The organism is Enterobacter sp. KBR-315C3_2022, from assembly GCF_041399425.1.
Taxonomy (GTDB): domain Bacteria; phylum Pseudomonadota; class Gammaproteobacteria; order Enterobacterales; family Enterobacteriaceae; genus Enterobacter.
This window is the reverse complement of the sequence record NZ_JBGKEB010000019.1, coordinates 1-20,045: the sequence shown is the minus strand read 5'-3', so window position 1 is coordinate 20,045 and position 20,045 is coordinate 1. Positions and strand designations below refer to the sequence as shown.

Genomic DNA, 20,045 nt, shown 5'->3' with positions numbered 1-20,045 from the left:
CGTATGAAATAAATATGATATATTTACCGCTGAATTTCATTCATCAAATGAATATGGTGCGTTAGATAATCTATTCTTTTATATTATTTATCGTTTGCAGATAGCGCTCAAAAAATTATCCAGGAGCAATGTTTTCTTCCATAAAAGATATATCTTTTAGGCACAAGCCTGTGGGGATATTGTTTTTTCAACCGTAGTAGGCCCGGTAAGGCGTCGCCGCCACCGGGCTTATTGCTATTAGGCTTTCTTGCCACCGTACTGGCTAAACCACGCCAGCATCCTCTGCCAGCCGTCTTTGGCCGACTCTTCGTGATAGCTTGGCCGGTAGTCGGCGTTAAACGCGTGCCCGGCATCCGGATAAACCACTATTTCCGCCTTTGCGTTAGCGGCGCGCAGCGCGTGGCGCATGGTCTCCACGGTGTCGAGCGGAATGCCCGTATCCTGCCCGCCATACAGTCCCAGAACCGGTGCGTTAAGATCGGTTGCGATATCAACAGGATGCTCAGGCGAGTTCAGCGTCTTTTCACCCACCAGCTTGCCGTACCAGGCAACGGCGGCCTTCAGCTGCGGATTGTGCGCAGCATACAGCCAGCTAATGCGCCCGCCCCAGCAGAAGCCGGTCACCATTAAGCGGTGCGGATCGCCGCCGTTGCGTGCCGCCCAGCTTGCTACGTGGTCAAGATCCGCCAGCACCTGCGCGTCAGGCACTTTGCTCACCAGATTGCTGAACAGGGTGGGGATATCGCTGTAATCATTCGGATCGCCCTGACGGAAATAGAGCTCCGGCGCCACGGCCAGGTAGCCTTCCTTCGCCAGGCGGCGGCAGAGGTCGCGGATGTGTTCATGAACGCCGAAAATCTCCTGAACCACAATCACGATCGGCAGCGGGCCGTCGGCAGATTCAGGCCGCGCGTGAAAGGCGGGCATATTCTCCCCCTGCGAGGGAATGGAGGTCTCACCCGCCACGATGGCTTCTTCAGAAGTAGAAACAATGGTTGAAGCATGCGGGGCGGCGGCAGGTGCAAAATTGGTTTTCTGAGTCATGGTATTCTCCGTACCCGTAAGTGCATATAAATATAGACCTCAAGATAACAACCCACACTGCCCGAAACGGTCTATCTTTTGTGCAACACGCGACGATATAACTTGTTAATGTGATGTAAATCACCTTTTTATGGAAAATCACTGCAATCATTTTCATTCATGGTGAGATTCATCACGAAATTATGCGTATCGCTTCTGTAAAGTACCGTTTTGCTTCTTCTGACTAACCGACCCACAGAGGAGTCACCTATGTCTAAGTCTGATGTTTTTCATCTCGGCCTCACTAAAAACGATTTACAAGGGGCTACGCTTGCCATCGTCCCGGGCGATCCTGAGCGTGTGGAAAAGATCGCCGCGCTGATGGATAAGCCGGTTAAGCTGGCAGCCCATCGCGAGTTCACCACCTGGCGCGCAGAGCTGGATGGCAAAGCGGTGATCGTGTGTTCTACCGGCATCGGTGGCCCGTCTACCTCTATTGCCGTTGAGGAACTGGCGCAGCTGGGCATTCGTACTTTCCTGCGTATCGGTACAACGGGCGCTATTCAGCCGCACATCAACGTGGGTGACGTGCTGGTGACGACCGCATCCGTGCGTCTGGATGGGGCAAGCCTGCACTTCGCGCCGATGGAATTCCCGGCAGTAGCGGACTTCGCCTGTACAACCGCGCTGGTTGAGGCCGCGAAATCCGTGGGTGCAACCACCCACGTGGGCGTAACCGCCTCCTCCGATACCTTCTACCCGGGCCAGGAGCGTTACGACACCTTCTCTGGCCGCGTGGTCAGCCGCTTCAAAGGCTCTATGGAAGAGTGGCAGTCCATGGGCGTGATGAACTATGAAATGGAATCAGCCACGTTGCTGACAATGTGCGCAAGCCAGGGTCTGCGTGCCGGTATGGTGGCGGGCGTCATCGTTAACCGCACCCAGCAGGAGATCCCGAACGCTGAAACCATGAAGCAGACTGAAAGTCATGCGGTGAAAATTGTGGTAGAAGCGGCTCGCCGCCTGATCTAACCCTCTCTTCTGAGATATAAGGCCGACACGTTCGGCCTTTTCTTTTTTGCGTAGCGCCTCGCAGGAAAACCCTTTCAAACTGGACGTTTATACAGCACAATTCTATCTTGCGGGTAATACGTTGATGCAGGGGGCATTGTGGACATCTCATTCCTGATTTATGCGGTGATAGCGCTGGTGGGCGCAGGCGTTGGCTGGCTGATCTCCAGCTATCAGCACGCGCAGCAAAAAGCCGACCAGCTTGCAGAGCGAGAAGAGATCGTTGCGGAGCTAAGCGCGACAAAACAACAGCTTGCGCAAAGTGCCCACTGGCGAGACGAGTGCGAGTTGCTCAACAACGAACTGCGAAACCTTCGCGATATCAACACATCGCTGGAGGCCGATCTCCGTGAAGTCACCACCCGCCTCGAATCCACGCAGCTGCACGCCGAAGACAAAATTCGCCAGATGATCAACAGCGAACAGCGCCTGAGCGAACAGTTTGAGAACCTCGCCAACCGAATATTTGAGCAGAGCAACCGGCGCGTTGACGAACAAAATCGTCAGAGCCTGAATGGGCTGTTAACGCCGCTGCGCGAGCAGCTGGACGGTTTTCGCCGTCAGGTGCAGGACAGCTTTGGCCAGGAAGCGCGCGAGCGCCACACGCTGGCGCATGAGATCCGCAATCTCCAGCAGCTGAATGCGCAGATGGCGCAGGAGGCGGTTAACCTGACGCGCGCGCTTAAAGGCGACAATAAAACGCAGGGCAACTGGGGCGAAGTGGTGCTGACGCGCGTGCTCGAAGCTTCCGGCCTGCGCGAAGGATATGAATACGAAACCCAGGTGAGTATCGAAAACGACGCCCGCTCGCGCATGCAACCTGACGTGATCGTGCGTCTGCCACAGGGCAAGGACGTGGTGATCGATGCCAAAATGACGCTGGTTGCCTACGAGCGCTACTTCAATGCGGAGGACGACTATACCCGCGAGGCGGCGCTGCAGGAGCATATTGCCTCCGTGCGTAACCACATTCGCCTGCTGGGCCGCAAAGACTATCAACAGCTCCCGGGCCTGCGCTCGTTAGATTACGTGCTGATGTTTATTCCGGTAGAGCCCGCGTTTCTGCTGGCGCTCGACATACAGCCCGAACTGATTACCGAAGCGTTGCGAAATAACATTATGCTGGTCAGCCCGACTACGCTGCTGGTGGCCCTGCGCACCATTGCGAATCTCTGGCGCTACGAGCACCAGAGCCGTAACGCGCAGCAGATCGCCGATCGCGCCAGCAAGCTGTACGACAAAATGCGCCTGTTCGTGGACGACATGTCCTCCGTTGGGCAAAGCCTGGATCGCGCGCAGGATAACTACCGCCAGGCAATGAAAAAGCTCTCTTCCGGCCGCGGTAATCTGTTGGCGCAGGCTGAGGCATTTCGTAGCCTGGGGGTGGAAGTGAAACGCGAGATTAATCCGGAACTGGTGGAGCAGGCGACGGCGCAGGATGAAGAGTTCCGGCTGCGTGAAGCCTCTGACGATCAAAAAACAGGCGCTGAAGACAACGACTTAGCGGCGAATTTTCCACCAGATGCCTCTCATGAACGTTACGTTCGCGGCGGTTGAATCGTAGGGCAAACGCGCCCAATCTGTTACACTTCACAAACATTTTACTGATAAGCAGGCTCTGAGATGGTTGAAGAATCACAAGACACGACGCACTTTGGCTTTCAGACTGTCGCCAAGGCGCAGAAGGCAGACATGGTGGCCCACGTATTTCATTCCGTGGCGGCGAAGTACGATGTAATGAATGACCTGATGTCGTTCGGCATTCATCGCTTGTGGAAGCGCTTCACCATTGACTGCAGCGGCGTGCGTCGCGGGCAAACGGTACTGGACCTGGCGGGCGGCACGGGCGACCTGACGGCGAAATTTTCCCGTCTGGTGGGAGAAACCGGCCGCGTTGTTCTGGCAGATATCAATGACTCCATGCTGAAAATGGGACGCGAAAAGCTGCGTAACATTGGCGTAGTAGGCAACGTGGAGTATGTGCAGGCAAACGCCGAAGCGCTGCCGTTCCCGGATAACACCTTCGACTGCATCACCATATCGTTCGGCCTGCGTAACGTTACCGATAAAGACAAAGCGCTGCGCTCCATGTATCGCGTGCTTAAGCCCGGCGGACGCCTGCTGGTGCTGGAATTTTCAAAACCGATTATCGATCCGCTGAGCAAAGCCTACGACGCCTATTCGTTCCATGTGCTGCCGCGCATCGGCGAGCTGGTGGCAAACGACGCGGAGAGCTATCGCTATCTGGCGGAATCCATCCGTATGCACCCGGATCAGGACACCCTGAAAGCGATGATGCAGGATGCAGAATTTGAAAACGTTGAATATTTCAACATGACGGCGGGTGTCGTTGCGCTGCATCGCGGTTATAAGTTCTGAGTGGAGGTCTCCTGTGCCCTTTAAACCCTTAGTCACCGCAGGCATCGAGAATGTGCTTAATGCCTTCCTGTACCGTGCGCCAGCGTTAAAGTCCGCGCGCCAGCGCCTCAACGGAAAGGTGTTACGCATTTCGTTAAGCGAGTTTTCGACGCCGCTTGTGCTGGTCTTCAGCGAGCGTCAGCTCGACGTGCTGGGCGAGTGGGAAGGTGAAGCCGACTGCTCCGTTATCACCCGCATGAGCGTGCTGCCAAAACTGCGCGACCGCCAGCAGCTGACGGCGCTGATCCGCAGCGGTGAGTTGCAGGTTGAGGGCGATATCCAGGTGGTACAGAACTTCGTTGCGCTCAGCGATCTGGCGGAGTTCGATCCGGCAGAGCTGCTTGCCCCCTATATCGGCGATATCGCTGCTGAAGGTATCAGCAAAGCGGTCCACGGCGGTACGACGTTCCTGCGTAAAAGCCTGCAGCGACAGCAGCGTTACGCGGCTGAAGTGTTAACCGAAGAGTGGCGCATGGCGCCAGGACCGCTTGAAGTAGCGTGGTTTGCTGAAGAAACCGCCGCCGTTGAGCGCGCGACCGATGCATTGACCAAACGGCTGGAAAAACTGGAGGGCAAATGACGCCTGGTGAAATTCGGCGCCTCTATTTTATCATCCGCACCTTTTTGAGTTACGGGCTCGACGAGCTTATCCCCAAAATGCGTATTACGCTGCCGCTTCGCATCTGGCGGCGGATGTTATTCTGGATGCCAAACCGCCACAAAGATCAGCCGTTAGGCGAACGCCTGCGTCTTGCGCTGCAGGAGCTTGGCCCGGTATGGATCAAGTTTGGCCAGATGCTGTCTACCCGCCGCGATCTCTTTCCGCCGCAAATTGCCGATGAACTGGCAATGCTGCAGGACCGGGTCGCCCCGTTTGACGGGGAAAGAGCGAAGAAACAGATCGAAGAGGCGATGGGCAACATTCCCGTTGATACCTGGTTTGATGATTTCGATATCAAACCGCTGGCATCCGCGTCAATCGCTCAGGTCCACACCGCCCGGCTGAAAGAGAACGGCAAAGAGGTGGTGATCAAGGTGATCCGTCCGGATATTCTGCCGGTCATCAAAGCGGACATGAAGCTGATCTACCGTCTGGCCCGCTGGGTGCCGCGCCTGCTGCCCGATGGACGACGTTTGCGTCCTGTGGAAGTGGTGCGTGAGTATGAAAAAACGCTCATTGACGAGCTGAACCTGCTGCGAGAATCAGCCAACGCGATCCAGCTGCGACGCAACTTCGAAGACAGCCCCATGCTGTACGTTCCTGAAGTCTACTCCGACTACTGCAGCCAGAATATGATGGTCATGGAACGCATCTACGGCATTCCGGTATCTGACGTGATGGCGCTGGAAAAGCAGGGTACCAACATGAAGCTGCTGGCCGAGCGCGGCGTGCAGGTCTTCTTTACCCAGGTATTCCGCGACAGCTTTTTCCATGCGGATATGCACCCGGGCAATATTTTCGTCAGTTATGAACACCCGGAAAACCCGAAATACATCGGCATCGACTGCGGTATTGTCGGCTCGCTGAATAAAGAAGATAAGCGCTACCTTGCTGAAAACTTTATTGCCTTCTTCAACCGCGACTACCGCAAGGTGGCCGAGCTGCACGTTGACTCCGGCTGGGTTCCGCCGGACACCAACGTTGAAGAGTTCGAGTTTGCTATCCGCACGGTGTGCGAGCCGATTTTTGAAAAGCCGCTGTCAGAGATCTCGTTTGGCCACGTTCTGCTGAACCTTTTCAACACCGCGCGCCGCTTCAATATGGAAGTCCAGCCGCAATTAGTTTTACTTCAGAAAACATTACTTTACGTTGAGGGCGTAGGCCGCCAGCTCTATCCTCAGTTAGACTTGTGGAAAACGGCGAAGCCATTCCTCGAATCCTGGATTAAGGATCAGGTCGGTATTCCGGCGCTGGTGCGCTCGTTTAAGGAGAAAGCACCGTTCTGGATCGAAAAAATGCCTGAAATCCCTGAACTGGTTTACGACAGTTTGCGTCAGAGCAAGAACCTTCAGCACAGCATGGATAAAATCGCCACCGAGTTACAGGCTAGTCGCGTTCGCCAGGGGCAGTCGCGCTATCTCTTCGGTATTGGCGCCACGCTGCTGCTAAGCGGAACGTTACTGCTGATCAACCGGCCTGACTGGGAAATGATGCCCGCCTGGCTGATGGCCGGAGGTGTTGTTGTCTGGCTCGCGGGTTGGAGAAAAACGCGCTGAAATTGCATCGCTATCACAAGGTCGCATACGTATAATGCGATTTGATTAATTAATCATCTATCACTGAGGAATATGTATGGGTGGTATCAGTATCTGGCAATTGGTCATTATTGCCGTCATCGTCGTGCTGCTGTTTGGCACGAAGAAACTCGGCTCTATTGGCTCCGACCTTGGTGCATCGATTAAAGGCTTTAAGAAAGCCATGGGCGATGATGAGAATAAGCAGGATAAATCCGGCCAGGACGCTGACTTTACTGCTAAATCTATCGCCGACAAGCAGGATGAAGCCAAAAAGGAAGACGCTAAACGCCACGATAAAGAGCAGGTGTAATTCGTGTTCGATATTGGTTTTGGTGAGCTGCTGTTGGTCTTCGTGATTGGCCTGATTGTGCTTGGGCCCCAGCGTTTGCCTGTTGCGGTGAAAACCGTGGTGGGTTGGGTGCGCGCGCTTCGCTCGCTGGCAACCACCGTACAGAACGAGCTGGCGCAAGAGCTGAAGCTTCAGGAATTTCAGGACAGCCTGAAAAAAGTTGAGAAGGCGAGCATGGATAACCTGACGCCGGAGCTGAAAGCCTCAATGGATGAACTGCGCGAAGCGGCTGAATCCATGAAGCGTTCCTACAGCGTTAACGATCCTGAAAAAGCGAGCGATGAAGCTAACACCATCCATAACCCGGTGGTGAAGAACAGCGAAGCGCAGCGAGAGGGCGTCACGCCTGCCAGCGCGGAGCATCAGGCCGATGCGCCGGAACAGACGCCGCAGGAATCTGAACTGAAAAAACAGGTGGAGCCGGAAGAGGCCGTCGGCAAAACGGCTGAAGCCAAACCCGCAGCGCCCGTTTCCGAATCATCCCCCACGTCGAGTGATAAAGCGTAGCCATGGCAGTAGATGATACTCAACCGCTTATTACGCATCTTATTGAGCTGCGTAAGCGCCTGTTAAACTGCATTATTGCAGTTTTCCTCATTTTCCTGTGCCTGGTCTATTTCGCCAACGATATCTACCAGGTTGTCTCCGCGCCGCTGATTAAACAGATGCCGCTGGGTGCGACGATGATTGCAACGGATGTTGCTTCACCGTTCTTTACCCCGATTAAGCTGACGTTTTGGGTGTCGCTGATTGCCTCTGCCCCGGTCATTCTGTATCAGGTGTGGGCGTTTGTGGCGCCCGCACTGTACAGACACGAGCGCAAGCTGGTAATCCCGCTGCTGGTGTCCAGCTCCCTGCTGTTCTACATCGGCATGGCGTTTGCCTACTTCGTGGTGTTCCCGCTGGCCTTTGGCTTTCTGACGCACACGGCGCCAGTTGGGGTGCAGGTCTCGACCGACATCGCAAGCTACCTTAGCTTCGTCATGGCGCTGTTTATGGCTTTCGGCGTGGCGTTTGAAGTGCCGGTGGCGATTGTGCTGCTTTGCTGGGTGGGCGTGACCACGCCTGACGACCTGCGCAAAAAGCGTCCGTATATCCTGGTTGGCGCGTTCGTGGTCGGTATGCTGCTGACGCCGCCGGACGTCTTCTCGCAAACGCTATTGGCTATTCCGATGTACTGCCTGTTTGAAGTGGGGGTCTTCTTCTCCCGTTTCTATGTGGGTAAAGGGCGTCGGCAGAACGACGAAGACGACGAGTCTGAAAAGACCACCGAAGAATAATTCCAGCCGCCCGTCAGGGCGGTTGTCATATGGGGACCAGCATGTTTGATATCGGGCTCAATCTGACCAGCTCGCAGTTTGATAACGATCGCGATGAGGTTGTGGCGCGCGCGTTTGACGCAGGCGTGAAGGGGCTGTTACTGACCGGCACCAATCTTCACGAAAGCGAACAGGCGCAGCAGATGGCGCATCGCTATGCGCGCTGCTGGTCAACCGCGGGCGTGCATCCGCATGACAGCAGCCAGTGGACGAACGAAAGTGCGGAAGCGCTCCGCGCGCTGGCAGACACGCCAGAAGTGGTGGCGATCGGTGAGTGCGGGCTGGATTTTAACCGCAACTTCTCGACGCCTCAGGAGCAGGAATACGCCTTTATCGCGCAGCTTACGCTGGCGGCAGAGCTGGGGATGCCGGTGTTTATGCACTGTCGCGACGCGCACGAGCGTTTTCTGGCGCTGCTGGATCCGTGGCTCGATAAACTGCCCGGCGCGGTGCTGCACTGCTTCACCGGTTCATATCAGGAGGCGCAGGATTGCCTGAAGCGGGGGCTTTATCTGGGGATTACGGGCTGGGTCTGCGATGAACGCCGCGGGCTGGAACTCCGCGAACTGCTGCCCGCTATTCCGGCCGAGCGGCTATTAATCGAAACCGATGCACCCTATCTGCTGCCGCGAGACATGAAGCCTAAGCCTGCATCCCGACGCAATGAACCGGCGTATCTGGAGCATATTGTCGAGCGCGTCGCGCACTGGCGCGGAGAAGACGTGCAGCAGCTGGCAGCGCAAACGGATGAAAACGTGCGCCGCCTGTTCGGCGTGCAATTTTAAACTTTGCGGAAGTCGGTGTTCTTGACGCTCTGCAGCACCTGCTTGTTGAGCAGATTAAGCAGCAGCATAGAGCGCGCTTCGCCGTCCGGCTCGGAAAAGATGGCCTGCAGTCCTTCGAACGCACCTTCGGTAATCACCACGCTGTCGCCTTCATAAGGCGTGTCAGGATCGGTAATGTCCTCGGGCTGTTGATAGACAGAAAGTTGATGGATAACCTTTGACGGAACCGTCGCCGGTTGCGTACCAAAGCGCACGAAATGGCTGACGCCGCGCGTGGCGCTGATGGTCGTAGTGTGGATAACTTCCGGGTCGAACTCGACGAACAGGTAGTTGGGAAAAAGCGGTTCGCTGACGGTAGTACGCTTCCCACGCTGGATTTTTTCAAGCGTGATAACGGGCGTCAGGCAATTGACAGACTGACGTTCAAGATGTTCCTGCGCGCGCTGAAGTTGGCCGCGTTTGCAATACAGTAAATACCAGGCCTGCATAATCACTTTTTCCCTTGGTTCGGGGCGCAAGCATACCAAAAACCCGGCGGGATCGCTAAGGTGATTATCCTGGCCGTCAGCGGAGTAAGCCGCGGTAGTTCACGCTAATTTAACAAAATTACAGCATCACGCCGCCTTACGCCGTATAATGAAGCGCTTACAGAGAGGCCATGACTAACTGCATGAAATATCACGATCTTCGCGACTTCCTGGCGCTGCTGGAAAAGCAGGGCGAACTCAAACGCATTACGCTACCTGTTGATCCTTACCTGGAAATGACAGAAATTGCCGACCGCACCCTGCGTGCCGGTGGCCCGGCTCTGCTGTTTGAAAACCCGAAAGGCTACTCAATGCCGGTGCTGTGCAACCTGTTTGGCACGCCGCGACGCGTGGCGATGGGCATGGGGCAAGAGGATGTCACGGCGTTACGTGAAGTCGGCAAGCTGCTGGCCTTTCTGAAAGAGCCGGAGCCGCCTAAGGGCTTTCGCGATCTGTTCGACAAGCTGCCGCAGTTTAAGCAGGTGTTGAACATGCCTACCAAACGCCTGCGCGGCGCGCCATGCCAGCAGAAAGTGCTGGAAGGCGATGCGGTCGATCTGACTCAAATTCCAATTATGCAGTGCTGGCCTGAAGACGCCGCGCCGCTCATTACCTGGGGCCTGACCGTGACGCGCGGTCCGCATAAGGAGCGGCAGAACCTCGGCATCTATCGCCAGCAGCTGATCGGTAAAAACAAACTCATCATGCGCTGGCTGTCGCATCGCGGCGGCGCGCTGGATTTCCAGGAGTGGTGTGCGGCGCATCCCGGCGAGCGTTTCCCCGTCTCCGTGGCGCTGGGCGCCGATCCGGCAACGATTCTGGGCGCGGTCACGCCGGTTCCCGATACCCTGTCAGAATATGCCTTTGCCGGGCTGCTGCGCGGCACGAAAACCGAAGTAGTGAAGTGCGTTTCCAATGATCTGGAAGTTCCGGCCAGCGCTGAAATTGTCCTTGAAGGTTATATCGAACAGGGCGAGCTGGCGCCGGAAGGGCCGTACGGCGACCACACCGGCTATTACAATGAAGTCGATAATTTCCCGGTGTTTACCGTCACGCACATTACCCGACGTGAAGATGCGATTTACCACTCCACCTACACCGGCCGTCCACCGGATGAACCGGCCGTACTGGGCGTGGCGCTGAACGAGGTGTTTGTTCCGATCCTGCAAAAGCAGTTCCCGGAAATTGTTGATTTCTATCTGCCGCCGGAAGGATGTTCCTATCGCCTGGCGGTAGTGACGATGAAAAAGCAGTACGCGGGCCACGCGAAACGCGTCATGATGGGCGTCTGGTCTTTCCTGCGCCAGTTTATGTATACCAAATTTGTGATTGTCTGCGATGATGACGTCAACGCCCGCGACTGGAACGACGTCATCTGGGCTATCACCACGCGCATGGATCCGGCGCGTGATACGGTGTTAGTCGAAAATACGCCGATAGATTATCTGGACTTTGCCTCGCCGGTTTCCGGGCTTGGCTCAAAAATGGGACTGGATGCCACGAACAAATGGCCAGGCGAAACCGAGCGTGAATGGGGCCGCCCGATCAAAAAAGATCCTGCCGTGATCGCGCGAATAGACGCGATCTGGGACGAGTTGGCCATAATGAGTAACGGTAAGCCAGAGACTGACCGTTAAGCCCTATAGACTTCCCGACAGAGAGAGCGAATGACAACCTTAAGCTGTAAAGTGACCTCGGTAGATGCTATCACCGACACCGTATATCGCGTCCGTTTAGTGCCAGAAGCGGCGTTCTCTTTCCGCGCTGGCCAGTATTTGATGGTGGTGATGGACGAGCGTGATAAGCGTCCTTTCTCTATGGCCTCGACGCCAGCAGAGCAGGAATTTATTGAGCTTCATATTGGGGCGTCTGAGCTTAATCTCTATGCGATGGCCGTGATGGACCGCATCCTGAAAGAACGTGAAATCGTGGTCGATATTCCTCACGGTGAAGCCTGGCTGCGCGATGACGAAGACCGTCCGCTGATCCTGATTGCTGGCGGCACCGGCTTCTCTTACGTGCGCTCGATTCTGCTTACGGCGCTGGCGCGCAATCCGAATCGCGATATCACCATCTACTGGGGCGGTCGTGAGGAAAAACACCTCTATGACCTGTCCGAGCTGGAAGCGCTGAGCGTGAACCATCCGAACCTGCGCATCGAGCCGGTGGTTGAACAGCCGGAAGAGGGCTGGCGCGGGCGCAGCGGTACGGTATTAACGGCGGTACTGCAGGACTACGGCACGCTGGCGGGACACGATATCTACATTGCCGGACGTTTTGAGATGGCGAAAATTGCCCGCGACCTGTTCTGCAACGAGCGCGGCGCGCGTGAAGATCGCCTGTTCGGCGATGCGTTTGCGTTTATCTAAATAAAAAACCCGCCCCTGACAGGCGGGAAGAACGGCAACTAAACTGTCTCTCTTCGCCAATGACGCCACTGGCAGTGAGATACTTTTCGTAGGCCGGGAAAGCGCAGCGCCTCCCGGCAAAAGCCCGATGGCGCGATGCTTATCGGGCCTACGTTATAGCCTTATACCCTTTCAAACACCGTTGCGATCCCCTGACCCAACCCGATACACATCGTTGCCAGACCAAACTGGGCGTCTTTGCGTTCCATCAGGTTGAGCAGCGTGGTGCTAATACGCGCCCCGGAGCAGCCCAGCGGGTGGCCGAGCGCAATCGCGCCGCCGTTGAGGTTAATCTTCTCGTCGATCTGATCCATCAGCCCCAGATCTTTAATGCACGGCAGGATCTGCGCGGCAAAGGCTTCGTTCATCTCGAACAGGTCGATATCGCCAGCGGTTAATCCCGCTTTTTTCAGCGCCAGCTTCGACGCCGGAACCGGGCCGTAACCCATAATCGACGGATCGCAGCCGACAACCGCCATCGAGCGAATGCGGGCGCGCGGCGTGAGGCCCAGCTCGCGGGCGCGGCTTTCGCTCATCAGCAGCACCGCCGCGGCGCCGTCGGACAGCGCCGAGGAGGTACCCGCCGTGACGGTGCCAGTCACGGGGTCAAACGCCGGGCGCAGCGTGGAAAGCGCTTCGACGGTGGTTTCCGGGCGGATCACCTCGTCGTAGCTAAACTGCTTAAGCACGCCGTCAGCGTCGTGGCCGCCGGTGGGGACGATCTCGTTTTTAAACGCGCCGGACTGGGTCGCTGCCCAGGCGCGAGCGTGAGAGCGCGCGCCGAAGGCATCCTGCATTTCGCGGCTAATGCCGTGAATGCGCGCGAGCATTTCGGCGGTCAGCCCCATCATGCCCGCGGCCTTTGCGACGTTACGGCTCAGGCCCGGATGGAAATCCACGCCGTGGCTCATCGGCACGTGGCCCATATGCTCTACGCCGCCAATCATGCAAACCTGCGCATCGCCGGTCATGATCATCCTCGCCGCATCGTGCAATGACTGCATTGACGAGCCGCACAGGCGGTTAACGGTGACGGCCGGAACGGAGTGAGGCACCTCCGCCAGCAGCGCGGCGTTGCGGGCAATATTGAAGCCTTGCTCCAGGGTCTGCTGCACGCAGCCCCAGGAAATATCATCGATGGCGGCGGGGTCCAGCGCCGGGTTACGCGCCAGCAGGCTGCGCATCAGGTGTGCGGACAGGTCTTCCGCGCGCACGTTGCGAAATGCGCCGCCCTTTGAACGGCCCATCGGGGTACGAATCGCATCAACAATGACTACGTGTTCCATTGTGACTCCTTAAGCCGTTTTCAGCTCGCCAACCGGACGGGCTGGCTCAACCGCTGGATAATAGGGTTCGTTATGGCGCGCTTTATTACGCAGGCCTTCCGGTACGTTATAAAGCGGGCCGAGGTGCTGATACTGCTGGGCCATGTCGAGATAGCGCGCGCTGCCAAGCGTATCCAGCCAGCGGAACGCGCCGCCGTGGAACGGAGGGAAACCGAGGCCATAGACCAGCGCCATATCCGCTTCCGCCGGGCTGGCGATAATGCCCTCTTCCAGACAACGCACCACCTCGTTGATCATCGGGATCATCATGCGGGCGATAATTTCGTCGTCGGAGAAGTCGCGTTTCGGCTGGCTGACGTCGGCCAGCAGGCCATCGACCACGGCATCTTCTTCTTTCTTCGGTTTGCCTTTGCTGTCTTCCTTATAGCGCCAGAAGCCGAGGCCGTTTTTCTGGCCGAAGCGGTTGGCGTCAAACAGCGCGTCGATCGCGTCACGGTAATCTTTCTGCATGCGCAGCGGGAAGCCCGCCGCCATCACCGCCTGCGCGTGGTGCGCGGTATCGATGCCGACCACGTCCAGCAGATAGGCCGGGCCCATCGGCCAGCCGAACTGTTTCTCCATCACCTTATCGATCTTGCGGAAGTCCGCGCCGTCGCGCAGCAGCTGGCTGAAGCCGGCAAAGTACGGGAACAGCACGCGGTTAACGAAGAACCCCGGGCAGTCGTTCACCACGATCGGCGTTTTGCCCATCTTGCTGGCCCAGGCCACCACTTTGGCTATGGTCTCGTCGGAGGTTTTCTCCCCGCGAATCACCTCAACCAGCGGCATGCGGTGCACCGGATTAAAGAAGTGCATGCCGCAGAAGTTTTCCGGACGCTTCAGCACGCCTGCCAGCTCGCTGATAGGAATAGTCGAGGTGTTTGAGGCCAGCACGGTTTCCGGGCGAACCTTATCTTCCGTCTCGGCCAGCACGGCTTTTTTAACTTTCGGATTTTCAACGACCGCTTCGACGACCACGTCAACGCGGTCAAACCCGCTGTATTCCAGGGTTGGCTGGATGGTCGAGATCACGCCCGCGAGCTTAAGCCCGTCAATCTTGCCGCGCTCAAGCTGTTTATTCAGCAGCTTGGCCGCTTCGGTCATGCCGAGCGTCAGCGATTTTTCGTTGATGTCCTTCATCACCACCGGGACGCCTTTCCAGGCGGACTGGTAGGCAATGCCGCCGCCCATAATGCCCGCGCCGAGCACCGCCGCGTGTTTTGGCGTTTCAACGCTTTTGGTCAGCTGTTTGGCTTTTCCTTTCACGAACTGATCGTTGAGGAAGATGCCAACCAGCGCGCGCGCTTCATTGGTGTGCGCCAGCGGAACAAAGCTCTGGTTTTCAAGCTTCAGCGCGTCATCGCGCCCCATGCGGGCCGCGGCTTCAATGGTCTTAACGGCGGTGATTGGCGCCGGATAGTGTTTGCCCGCCGTCTGCATCACCATGCCTTTGGCGATGGTGAAGCTCATGGTGGCTTCAATTTTGCTGAGCTTGAGCGGCTCCAGCTTCGGCTGGCGTTTGGCTTTCCAGTCGAGTTCGCCCCCGATCGCCTGACGCAGTATGGCGAGGGCGCCTTCAACCAGTTTTTCTGGCTTAACGACGCCGTCGACCAGGCCAATTTTCTGCGCCTGTTCTGCGCCTACGTCCTTACCTGCGGCAATGATTTCGAGGGCGCTATCGGCACCCAGCATGCGCGGCATACGCACGGAGCCGCCAAAGCCCGGCATGATCCCCAGCTTGGTTTCCGGCAGGCCGATGCGCAGGTCGGGCGTTGCCAGGCGGTAGTCGGTCGCCAGCACGCATTCGCAGCCGCCGCCCAGCGCGTAGCCGTTAACCGCGGAGACGGTCGGAACCGGCAGATCTTCCAGACGATTAAAGACGCTGTTGGCAAAGTGCAGCCACTGGCTGAGCTGTTCTTCAGGTACCTGGAATAGCGAAAGGAATTCGGTGATGTCGGCACCGACGATAAAGGCCGCTTTGTTCGAGCGCAGCAGCAGCCCTTTTAAATCCGATTGTTTTTCGAGCACGTCCAGCGCCTGGCCAAGGCTGGCCACCGTCGCGGTATCGAGCTTATTCACTGAGCCGGGGGCATCGAACACAAGTTCGGCGATGCCATCGTCCAGCCAGTCTACGTACAGGGTGTCGCCTTTGTAGAGCATGTCAGTCTCCTGAATCCAGCAAGGGGATCTGGTCATACCAGATGAGACCGAGTGTGGAATTTATGTTAACAAAATGCAAATTAGTCATTAAGAAATTGCTGCGCCGATCACGGTTGGTGGAGATCACGCAGTCGGAGCGAGGTGTGCTAAGATGCGAGGACTTGAGGTCAAAAAATCGAAAGGAAGAATGATGGACTCACTGGCTTCGCTCTATAAAAATCATATCGTTACCCTACAGGAACGTACACGCGACGTGTTGGCCCGTTTTAAGCTGGATGCGCTATTAATTCACTCCGGCGAGCTGATGAACACGTTTCTGGACGACCACGCCTACCCGTTTAAGGTGAACCCGCAGTTCAAGGCCTGGGTGCCGGTGACGCAGGTCCCTAACTGCTGGCTGCTGGTGGATGGCGTGAATAAGCCGAAACTGTGGTTCTACCTGCCGGTGGATTACTGGCATAACGTGGAGCCGCTGCCGACCTCTTTCTGGACCGAAGAAATTGATGTCATCGCGCTGCCAAAAGCGGACGGCATTGGTAGCCAGCTGCCCGCTGCGCGCGGCAACATTGCCTACATTGGCCCGGTCGCCGAACGTGCGCTGGGGCTGGATATTCCCGCCGACAAGCTCAACCCGAAAGGCGTGCTGGACTACCTGCACTACTACCGTGCGTATAAAACCGATTACGAGCTGTACTGCATGCGTGAAGCGCAAAAAACGGCCGTGATTGGCCATCGCGCGGCGCACGAGGCGTTCCAGTCCGGCATGAGCGAGTTCGATATCAACCAGGCCTACCTGACCGCAACCGGACACCGCGACACCGACGTGCCTTACAGCAACATCGTGGCGCTGAACGAGCACGCGTCCGTACTGCACTACACCAAACTCGACCACCACGTGCCGTCCGAAATGCGCAGCTTCCTGCTGGACGCGGGGGCAGAGTACAACGGATACGCGGCGGACCTCACCCGCACCTGGGCGGCGAATGCGGATACCGATTTTGCCCACCTGATTAAAGACGTGAACGACGAACAGCTGGCGCTTATCGGCACCATGAAAGCCGGAACCAGCTACGTGGATTACCACATCCAGTTCCATCAGCGCATCGCCAAGCTGCTGCGTAAGCATCAGATCGTGAAGGACATGAGCGAAGAGGCGATGGTCGAGAACAATCTGACCGGGCCGTTTATGCCGCACGGCATTGGTCACCCGCTGGGCCTGCAGGTTCACGACGTCGCGGGCTTTATGCAGGACGATACCGGGACGCACCTCGCGGCTCCGTCCAAATATCCGTACCTGCGCTGCACCCGCGTGCTTGCGCCGCGCATGGTGTTGACCATCGAGCCGGGCATCTACTTTATCGAATCCCTGCTGGCGCCGTGGCGCGAAGGCGAGTTCAGCAAGCACTTCAACTGGGACAAAATTGAGGCGCTTAAACCGTTTGGCGGCATTCGTATCGAAGATAACGTGGTGATCCACGAAAACGGCGTTGAGAACATGACGCGAGATCTGAAGCTGGCCTGATGGAAAGCTGGCTGATACCGGCTGAACCGGTCACCTTCGTCGAGGAAATAAAGAAAAGCCGCTTTATCACGCTGTTGGCGCATACCGACGGCGTTGAGGAAGCAAAAGCGTTTGTCGAATCCGTTCGCGCGCAGCACCCTGACGCGCGCCACCACTGCGTGGCGTGGGTCGCGGGGCCGCCGAACGACTCGCAGCAGCTGGGTTTTTCTGATGACGGTGAACCGGCGGGCACGGCCGGTAAGCCCATGCTCTCCCAGCTAATGGGCAGCGGCGTGGGCGAAATTACCGCCGTGGTGGTTCGCTACTACGGCGGCATTTTGTTGGGGACCGGCGGGCTGGTCAAAGCCTACGGTGGCGGTGTCCAGCAGGCGCTCAATCTGCTTACTACCACCCGCAAAACGCCGCTGACCGAATATACTTTATTGTGCGATTACGCTCAGCTATCGGGTATTGAGTCATTGCTTAAACAGTTCAACGGCGTGATTGCGCACAGTGAATATCAGGCGATGGTGCAATTACGCGTGGCGCTTCCTCAGGCTGAGCTGGCTGCTTTTTCAGCAAAACTGGCGGATTTTAGTCGCGGTTCGTTGCAATTGCTGCCGATTGAAGAATAATCCCCACCTTACTTTTAATACCAAAGGAAGCGGCAGAGATGCATTTTCGTGCCATAACCCGAATCGTTGGACTGCTGGTCATACTCTTTTCCGGGACGATGATTGTCCCCGGGCTGGTGGCGCTTATCTACCGGGACGGTGCGGGGCGTGCGTTTACCCAGACGTTTTTTGTCGCGCTGACCATCGGCTCGCTGCTGTGGTGGCCTAACCGCCGCGAAAAGGGCGAGCTCAAATCCCGCGAAGGGTTTTTGATTGTGGTGCTGTTCTGGACGGTGCTGGGAAGCGTGGGTGCGCTGCCCTTTATCTTTGCCGAGCAGCCGAACCTGACGATTACCGACGCTTTCTTTGAGTCTTTCTCCGGGTTAACGACCACGGGCGCGACGACGCTGGTGGGGCTGGATTCCCTTCCGCACGCTATTCTTTTTTACCGACAGATGCTGCAGTGGTTCGGCGGTATGGGGATCATCGTCCTGGCCGTGGCAATCCTGCCAATCCTGGGCGTAGGCGGCATGCAGCTTTATCGCGCTGAAATGCCCGGCCCGCTGAAGGATAACAAAATGCGCCCGCGCATCGCGGAGACGGCTAAAACGCTTTGGCTTATCTACGTATTGCTGACGGTCGCCTGCGCGCTGGCGCTGTGGTTTGCCGGGATGCCCGCGTTTGACGCCATCGGGCACAGCTTTGCGACCATCGCCATCGGCGGGTTCTCAACCCACGATGCCAGCGTCGGCTACTTTGACAGCCCGACGATTAATACCATTATCGCTATCTTCCTGCTGATCTCCGGCTGTAACTACGGCCTGCACTTCTCCCTGCTGAGCGGGCGCAGCCTGAAGGTTTACTGGCGCGATCCAGAATTTCGCATGTTTATTGGCGTCCAACTGACGCTGGTGATCATCTGTACTCTCGTGCTGTGGTTCCATGACGTTTATAGCTCTGCGGTCACCACGCTCAACCAGGCGTTCTTCCAGGTGGTGTCGATGGCGACCACCGCGGGCTTTACCACGGACAGCATCGCGCGCTGGCCGCTGTTCCTGCCGGTGCTGCTTCTGTGCTCTGCGTTTATTGGCGGCTGTGCGGGGTCGACGGGCGGTGGCCTGAAAGTGATTCGCATATTGCTGCTGTTCAAGCAGGGGAACCGCGAGCTCAAGCGCCTGGTCCACCCGAACGCGGTTTACAGCATCAAGCTGGGGAACCGCGCGCTGCCGGAACGTATTCTGGAGGCGGTATGGGGTTTCTTCTCGGCGTATGCGCTGGTGTTTATCGTCAGCATGCTGGCCATTATAGCAACCGGCGTGGATGATTTCTCGGCGTTTGCCTCCGTGGTGGCGACGCTGAACAACTTAGGCCCCGGGCTGGGCGTAGTAGCGGATAACTTTGCCAGCATGAACCCGGTCGCGAAGTGGATCTTAATCGCCAATATGCTGTTTGGGCGTCTTGAGGTCTTTACGCTGCTGGTGCTGTTTACCCCAACATTCTGGCGCGAGTAAGGAGACGTCGGTGAAAACACTCATTCTTTTCTCTACCCGAGACGGGCAAACGCGTGAAATTGCCTCCAGTATCGCTTCTGAACTCAAGGAGCTGGGCATCTATGCGGACGTGGTGAACCTGAACCGTACTGAAGACATCCCCTGGCAGGAGTATGACCGCGTCGTTATTGGCGCATCTATCCGCTATGGGCATTTCCATCCTGCGCTGGATCGTTTTGTGAAAAAGCATATGGCGGTGCTGAATGCGCTACCCGGCGCATTCTTTTCGGTAAACCTGGTGGCGCGGAAAGCGGAGAAGCGTACTCCGCAGACCAATAGCTATACGCGCAAGTTTTTGCTGAACTCGCCGTGGCAGCCGGATTTGTCCGCGGTGTTTGCGGGCGCGCTCCGTTATCCACGCTACCGCTGGTATGACCGCTTGATGATCCGCCTGATTATGAAGATGACGGGCGGTGAAACGGATACGCGCAAAGAGGTGGTCTATACCGACTGGGCGCAGGTTGCGAATTTCGCTCGTGAAATTGCGCGATTAACCACCGATTCGCGGACAAAACAGGCGTAATGCCTGAAAAATAAGCGAGTGAAACGTTTTTTGAAATTTATGCTTGTCACGTCAGAATAACTCCCTATAATGCGCCTCCACTGACACGGAACAACGGCTTACAGGCCGCCGGGTTAGCGGAGGAAAGCAAATTAAATGCTTGACTCTGAAGCGGGAAAGCGTAATATGCACACCCCGCGTCGCTGAGAAAACGAAGCGGCACTGCTCTTTAACAATTTATCAGACAATCTGTGT

19 protein-coding genes are annotated in these 20,045 nt (G+C 56.8%); 15 read left to right on the top strand and 4 right to left on the bottom strand.

Annotation, left to right across the window (positions count from 1 at the left end):
* Positions 1-237: 237 nt before the first annotated feature.
* Positions 238-1,044, bottom strand: coding sequence for a dienelactone hydrolase family protein (locus AB8804_RS17790; protein WP_371188517.1), 807 nt, complete (start codon positions 1,042-1,044; stop codon positions 238-240).
* 249 nt (positions 1,045-1,293) lie between these two features.
* Here AB8804_RS17790 and udp point away from each other — a divergent pair, with 249 nt between their 5' ends.
* From udp to tatD, 9 genes are all read left to right on the top strand, one after another.
* Positions 1,294-2,055, top strand: coding sequence for a uridine phosphorylase (gene udp / locus AB8804_RS17785; protein ID WP_112012606.1), 762 nt, complete (start codon positions 1,294-1,296; stop codon positions 2,053-2,055).
* A gap of 138 nt (positions 2,056-2,193) precedes the next feature.
* On the top strand, positions 2,194-3,651 hold the full coding sequence (gene rmuC, locus AB8804_RS17780; RefSeq protein WP_371188514.1) for a DNA recombination protein RmuC: 1,458 nt from the start codon (positions 2,194-2,196) through the stop codon (positions 3,649-3,651).
* Positions 3,652-3,717: 66 nt separating this feature from the next.
* A complete protein-coding gene (gene ubiE / locus AB8804_RS17775) occupies positions 3,718-4,473 on the top strand; it encodes a bifunctional demethylmenaquinone methyltransferase/2-methoxy-6-polyprenyl-1,4-benzoquinol methylase UbiE (protein ID WP_371188512.1) in 756 nt (251 codons plus the stop codon).
* Positions 4,474-4,486: 13 nt separating this feature from the next.
* Entirely contained in the window at positions 4,487-5,092 is a 606-nt protein-coding gene (gene ubiJ, locus AB8804_RS17770) for a ubiquinone biosynthesis protein UbiJ (protein ID WP_371188510.1), read from the top strand.
* The gene (gene ubiB, locus AB8804_RS17765) at positions 5,089-6,729 is read left to right on the top strand and encodes a ubiquinone biosynthesis regulatory protein kinase UbiB (RefSeq protein ID WP_371188508.1); all 1,641 of its coding nucleotides are present in this window, start codon (positions 5,089-5,091) and stop codon (positions 6,727-6,729) included. The genes ubiJ and ubiB overlap by 4 nt, the downstream gene beginning before the upstream one ends.
* 76 nt (positions 6,730-6,805) lie before the next feature.
* Positions 6,806-7,060, top strand: a complete 255-nt coding sequence (gene tatA / locus AB8804_RS17760) for a Sec-independent protein translocase subunit TatA (protein ID WP_371188506.1) — start codon at positions 6,806-6,808, stop codon at positions 7,058-7,060.
* A gap of 3 nt (positions 7,061-7,063) precedes the next feature.
* On the top strand, positions 7,064-7,606 hold the full coding sequence (gene tatB / locus AB8804_RS17755) for a Sec-independent protein translocase protein TatB (RefSeq protein ID WP_371188504.1): 543 nt from the start codon (positions 7,064-7,066) through the stop codon (positions 7,604-7,606).
* 2 nt (positions 7,607-7,608) lie between these two features.
* Positions 7,609-8,379: a Sec-independent protein translocase subunit TatC gene (gene tatC, locus AB8804_RS17750; protein WP_371188502.1), complete on the top strand. Its 771-nt coding sequence runs from the start codon at positions 7,609-7,611 to the stop codon at positions 8,377-8,379.
* Positions 8,380-8,420: 41 nt separating this feature from the next.
* Entirely contained in the window at positions 8,421-9,203 is a 783-nt protein-coding gene (gene tatD / locus AB8804_RS17745; RefSeq protein WP_371188500.1) for a 3'-5' ssDNA/RNA exonuclease TatD, read from the top strand.
* Here tatD and rfaH read toward each other — a convergent pair.
* The gene (rfaH, locus tag AB8804_RS17740) at positions 9,200-9,691 is read right to left on the bottom strand and encodes a transcription/translation regulatory transformer protein RfaH (protein WP_371188632.1); all 492 of its coding nucleotides are present in this window, start codon (positions 9,689-9,691) and stop codon (positions 9,200-9,202) included. The two genes, tatD and rfaH, sit on opposite strands and share 4 nt — an antisense overlap.
* A 170-nt stretch (positions 9,692-9,861) precedes the next feature.
* On the opposite strand from rfaH, the gene ubiD reads away from it, so the two are divergent.
* Complete coding sequence (gene ubiD / locus AB8804_RS17735) at positions 9,862-11,367, top strand: 4-hydroxy-3-polyprenylbenzoate decarboxylase (protein WP_371188498.1); 1,506 nt, start codon at positions 9,862-9,864, stop codon at positions 11,365-11,367.
* Positions 11,368-11,397: 30 nt separating this feature from the next.
* A complete protein-coding gene (gene fre, locus AB8804_RS17730; protein ID WP_371188496.1) occupies positions 11,398-12,099 on the top strand; it encodes an NAD(P)H-flavin reductase in 702 nt (233 codons plus the stop codon).
* 161 nt (positions 12,100-12,260) lie between these two features.
* Here the strand turns inward: fre and fadA are convergent, their stop codons facing one another.
* Positions 12,261-13,424, bottom strand: a complete 1,164-nt coding sequence (fadA, locus tag AB8804_RS17725; protein WP_371188494.1) for an acetyl-CoA C-acyltransferase FadA — start codon at positions 13,422-13,424, stop codon at positions 12,261-12,263.
* 9 nt (positions 13,425-13,433) lie between these two features.
* Positions 13,434-15,623, bottom strand: a complete 2,190-nt coding sequence (gene fadB, locus AB8804_RS17720; RefSeq protein ID WP_371188492.1) for a fatty acid oxidation complex subunit alpha FadB — start codon at positions 15,621-15,623, stop codon at positions 13,434-13,436.
* Between the two features lie 190 nt (positions 15,624-15,813).
* Between fadB and pepQ the strand changes: the two genes are divergently transcribed.
* Genes pepQ through hemG form a run of 4 tightly spaced genes read left to right on the top strand, consistent with a single transcriptional unit; the run spans position 15,814 to position 19,811 of the window.
* Complete coding sequence (gene pepQ / locus AB8804_RS17715) at positions 15,814-17,145, top strand: Xaa-Pro dipeptidase (protein ID WP_371188630.1); 1,332 nt, start codon at positions 15,814-15,816, stop codon at positions 17,143-17,145.
* A complete protein-coding gene (locus AB8804_RS17710) occupies positions 17,145-17,759 on the top strand; it encodes an IMPACT family protein (protein WP_371188490.1) in 615 nt (204 codons plus the stop codon). The genes pepQ and AB8804_RS17710 overlap by 1 nt, the downstream gene beginning before the upstream one ends.
* Positions 17,760-17,797: 38 nt before the next feature.
* Entirely contained in the window at positions 17,798-19,249 is a 1,452-nt protein-coding gene (gene trkH, locus AB8804_RS17705; RefSeq protein ID WP_371188488.1) for a Trk system potassium transporter TrkH, read from the top strand.
* A gap of 10 nt (positions 19,250-19,259) precedes the next feature.
* Positions 19,260-19,811, top strand: a complete 552-nt coding sequence (gene hemG / locus AB8804_RS17700) for a menaquinone-dependent protoporphyrinogen IX dehydrogenase (RefSeq protein ID WP_371188486.1) — start codon at positions 19,260-19,262, stop codon at positions 19,809-19,811.
* The last annotated feature ends 234 nt before the right edge of the window (positions 19,812-20,045 follow it).

Excerpts from the sequence above, each read along its gene's own strand:
- AB8804_RS17790 (WP_371188517.1), bottom strand. The coding sequence starts at position 1,044 with ATGACTCAGAAAACCAATTTTGCACCTGCCGCCGCCCCGCATGCTTCA.
- udp (WP_112012606.1), top strand. The coding sequence starts at position 1,294 with ATGTCTAAGTCTGATGTTTTTCATCTCGGCCTCACTAAAAACGATTTA.
- ubiE (WP_371188512.1), top strand. The coding sequence starts at position 3,718 with ATGGTTGAAGAATCACAAGACACGACGCACTTTGGCTTTCAGACTGTC.
- ubiB (WP_371188508.1), top strand. The coding sequence starts at position 5,089 with ATGACGCCTGGTGAAATTCGGCGCCTCTATTTTATCATCCGCACCTTT.
- tatA (WP_371188506.1), top strand. The coding sequence starts at position 6,806 with ATGGGTGGTATCAGTATCTGGCAATTGGTCATTATTGCCGTCATCGTC.
- tatC (WP_371188502.1), top strand. The coding sequence starts at position 7,609 with ATGGCAGTAGATGATACTCAACCGCTTATTACGCATCTTATTGAGCTG.
- tatD (WP_371188500.1), top strand. The coding sequence starts at position 8,421 with ATGTTTGATATCGGGCTCAATCTGACCAGCTCGCAGTTTGATAACGAT.
- rfaH (WP_371188632.1), bottom strand. The coding sequence starts at position 9,691 with ATGCAGGCCTGGTATTTACTGTATTGCAAACGCGGCCAACTTCAGCGC.
- ubiD (WP_371188498.1), top strand. The coding sequence starts at position 9,862 with ATGACTAACTGCATGAAATATCACGATCTTCGCGACTTCCTGGCGCTG.
- fre (WP_371188496.1), top strand. The coding sequence starts at position 11,398 with ATGACAACCTTAAGCTGTAAAGTGACCTCGGTAGATGCTATCACCGAC.
- fadA (WP_371188494.1), bottom strand. The coding sequence starts at position 13,424 with ATGGAACACGTAGTCATTGTTGATGCGATTCGTACCCCGATGGGCCGT.
- fadB (WP_371188492.1), bottom strand. The coding sequence starts at position 15,623 with ATGCTCTACAAAGGCGACACCCTGTACGTAGACTGGCTGGACGATGGC.
- pepQ (WP_371188630.1), top strand. The coding sequence starts at position 15,814 with ATGGACTCACTGGCTTCGCTCTATAAAAATCATATCGTTACCCTACAG.
- AB8804_RS17710 (WP_371188490.1), top strand. The coding sequence starts at position 17,145 with ATGGAAAGCTGGCTGATACCGGCTGAACCGGTCACCTTCGTCGAGGAA.
- trkH (WP_371188488.1), top strand. The coding sequence starts at position 17,798 with ATGCATTTTCGTGCCATAACCCGAATCGTTGGACTGCTGGTCATACTC.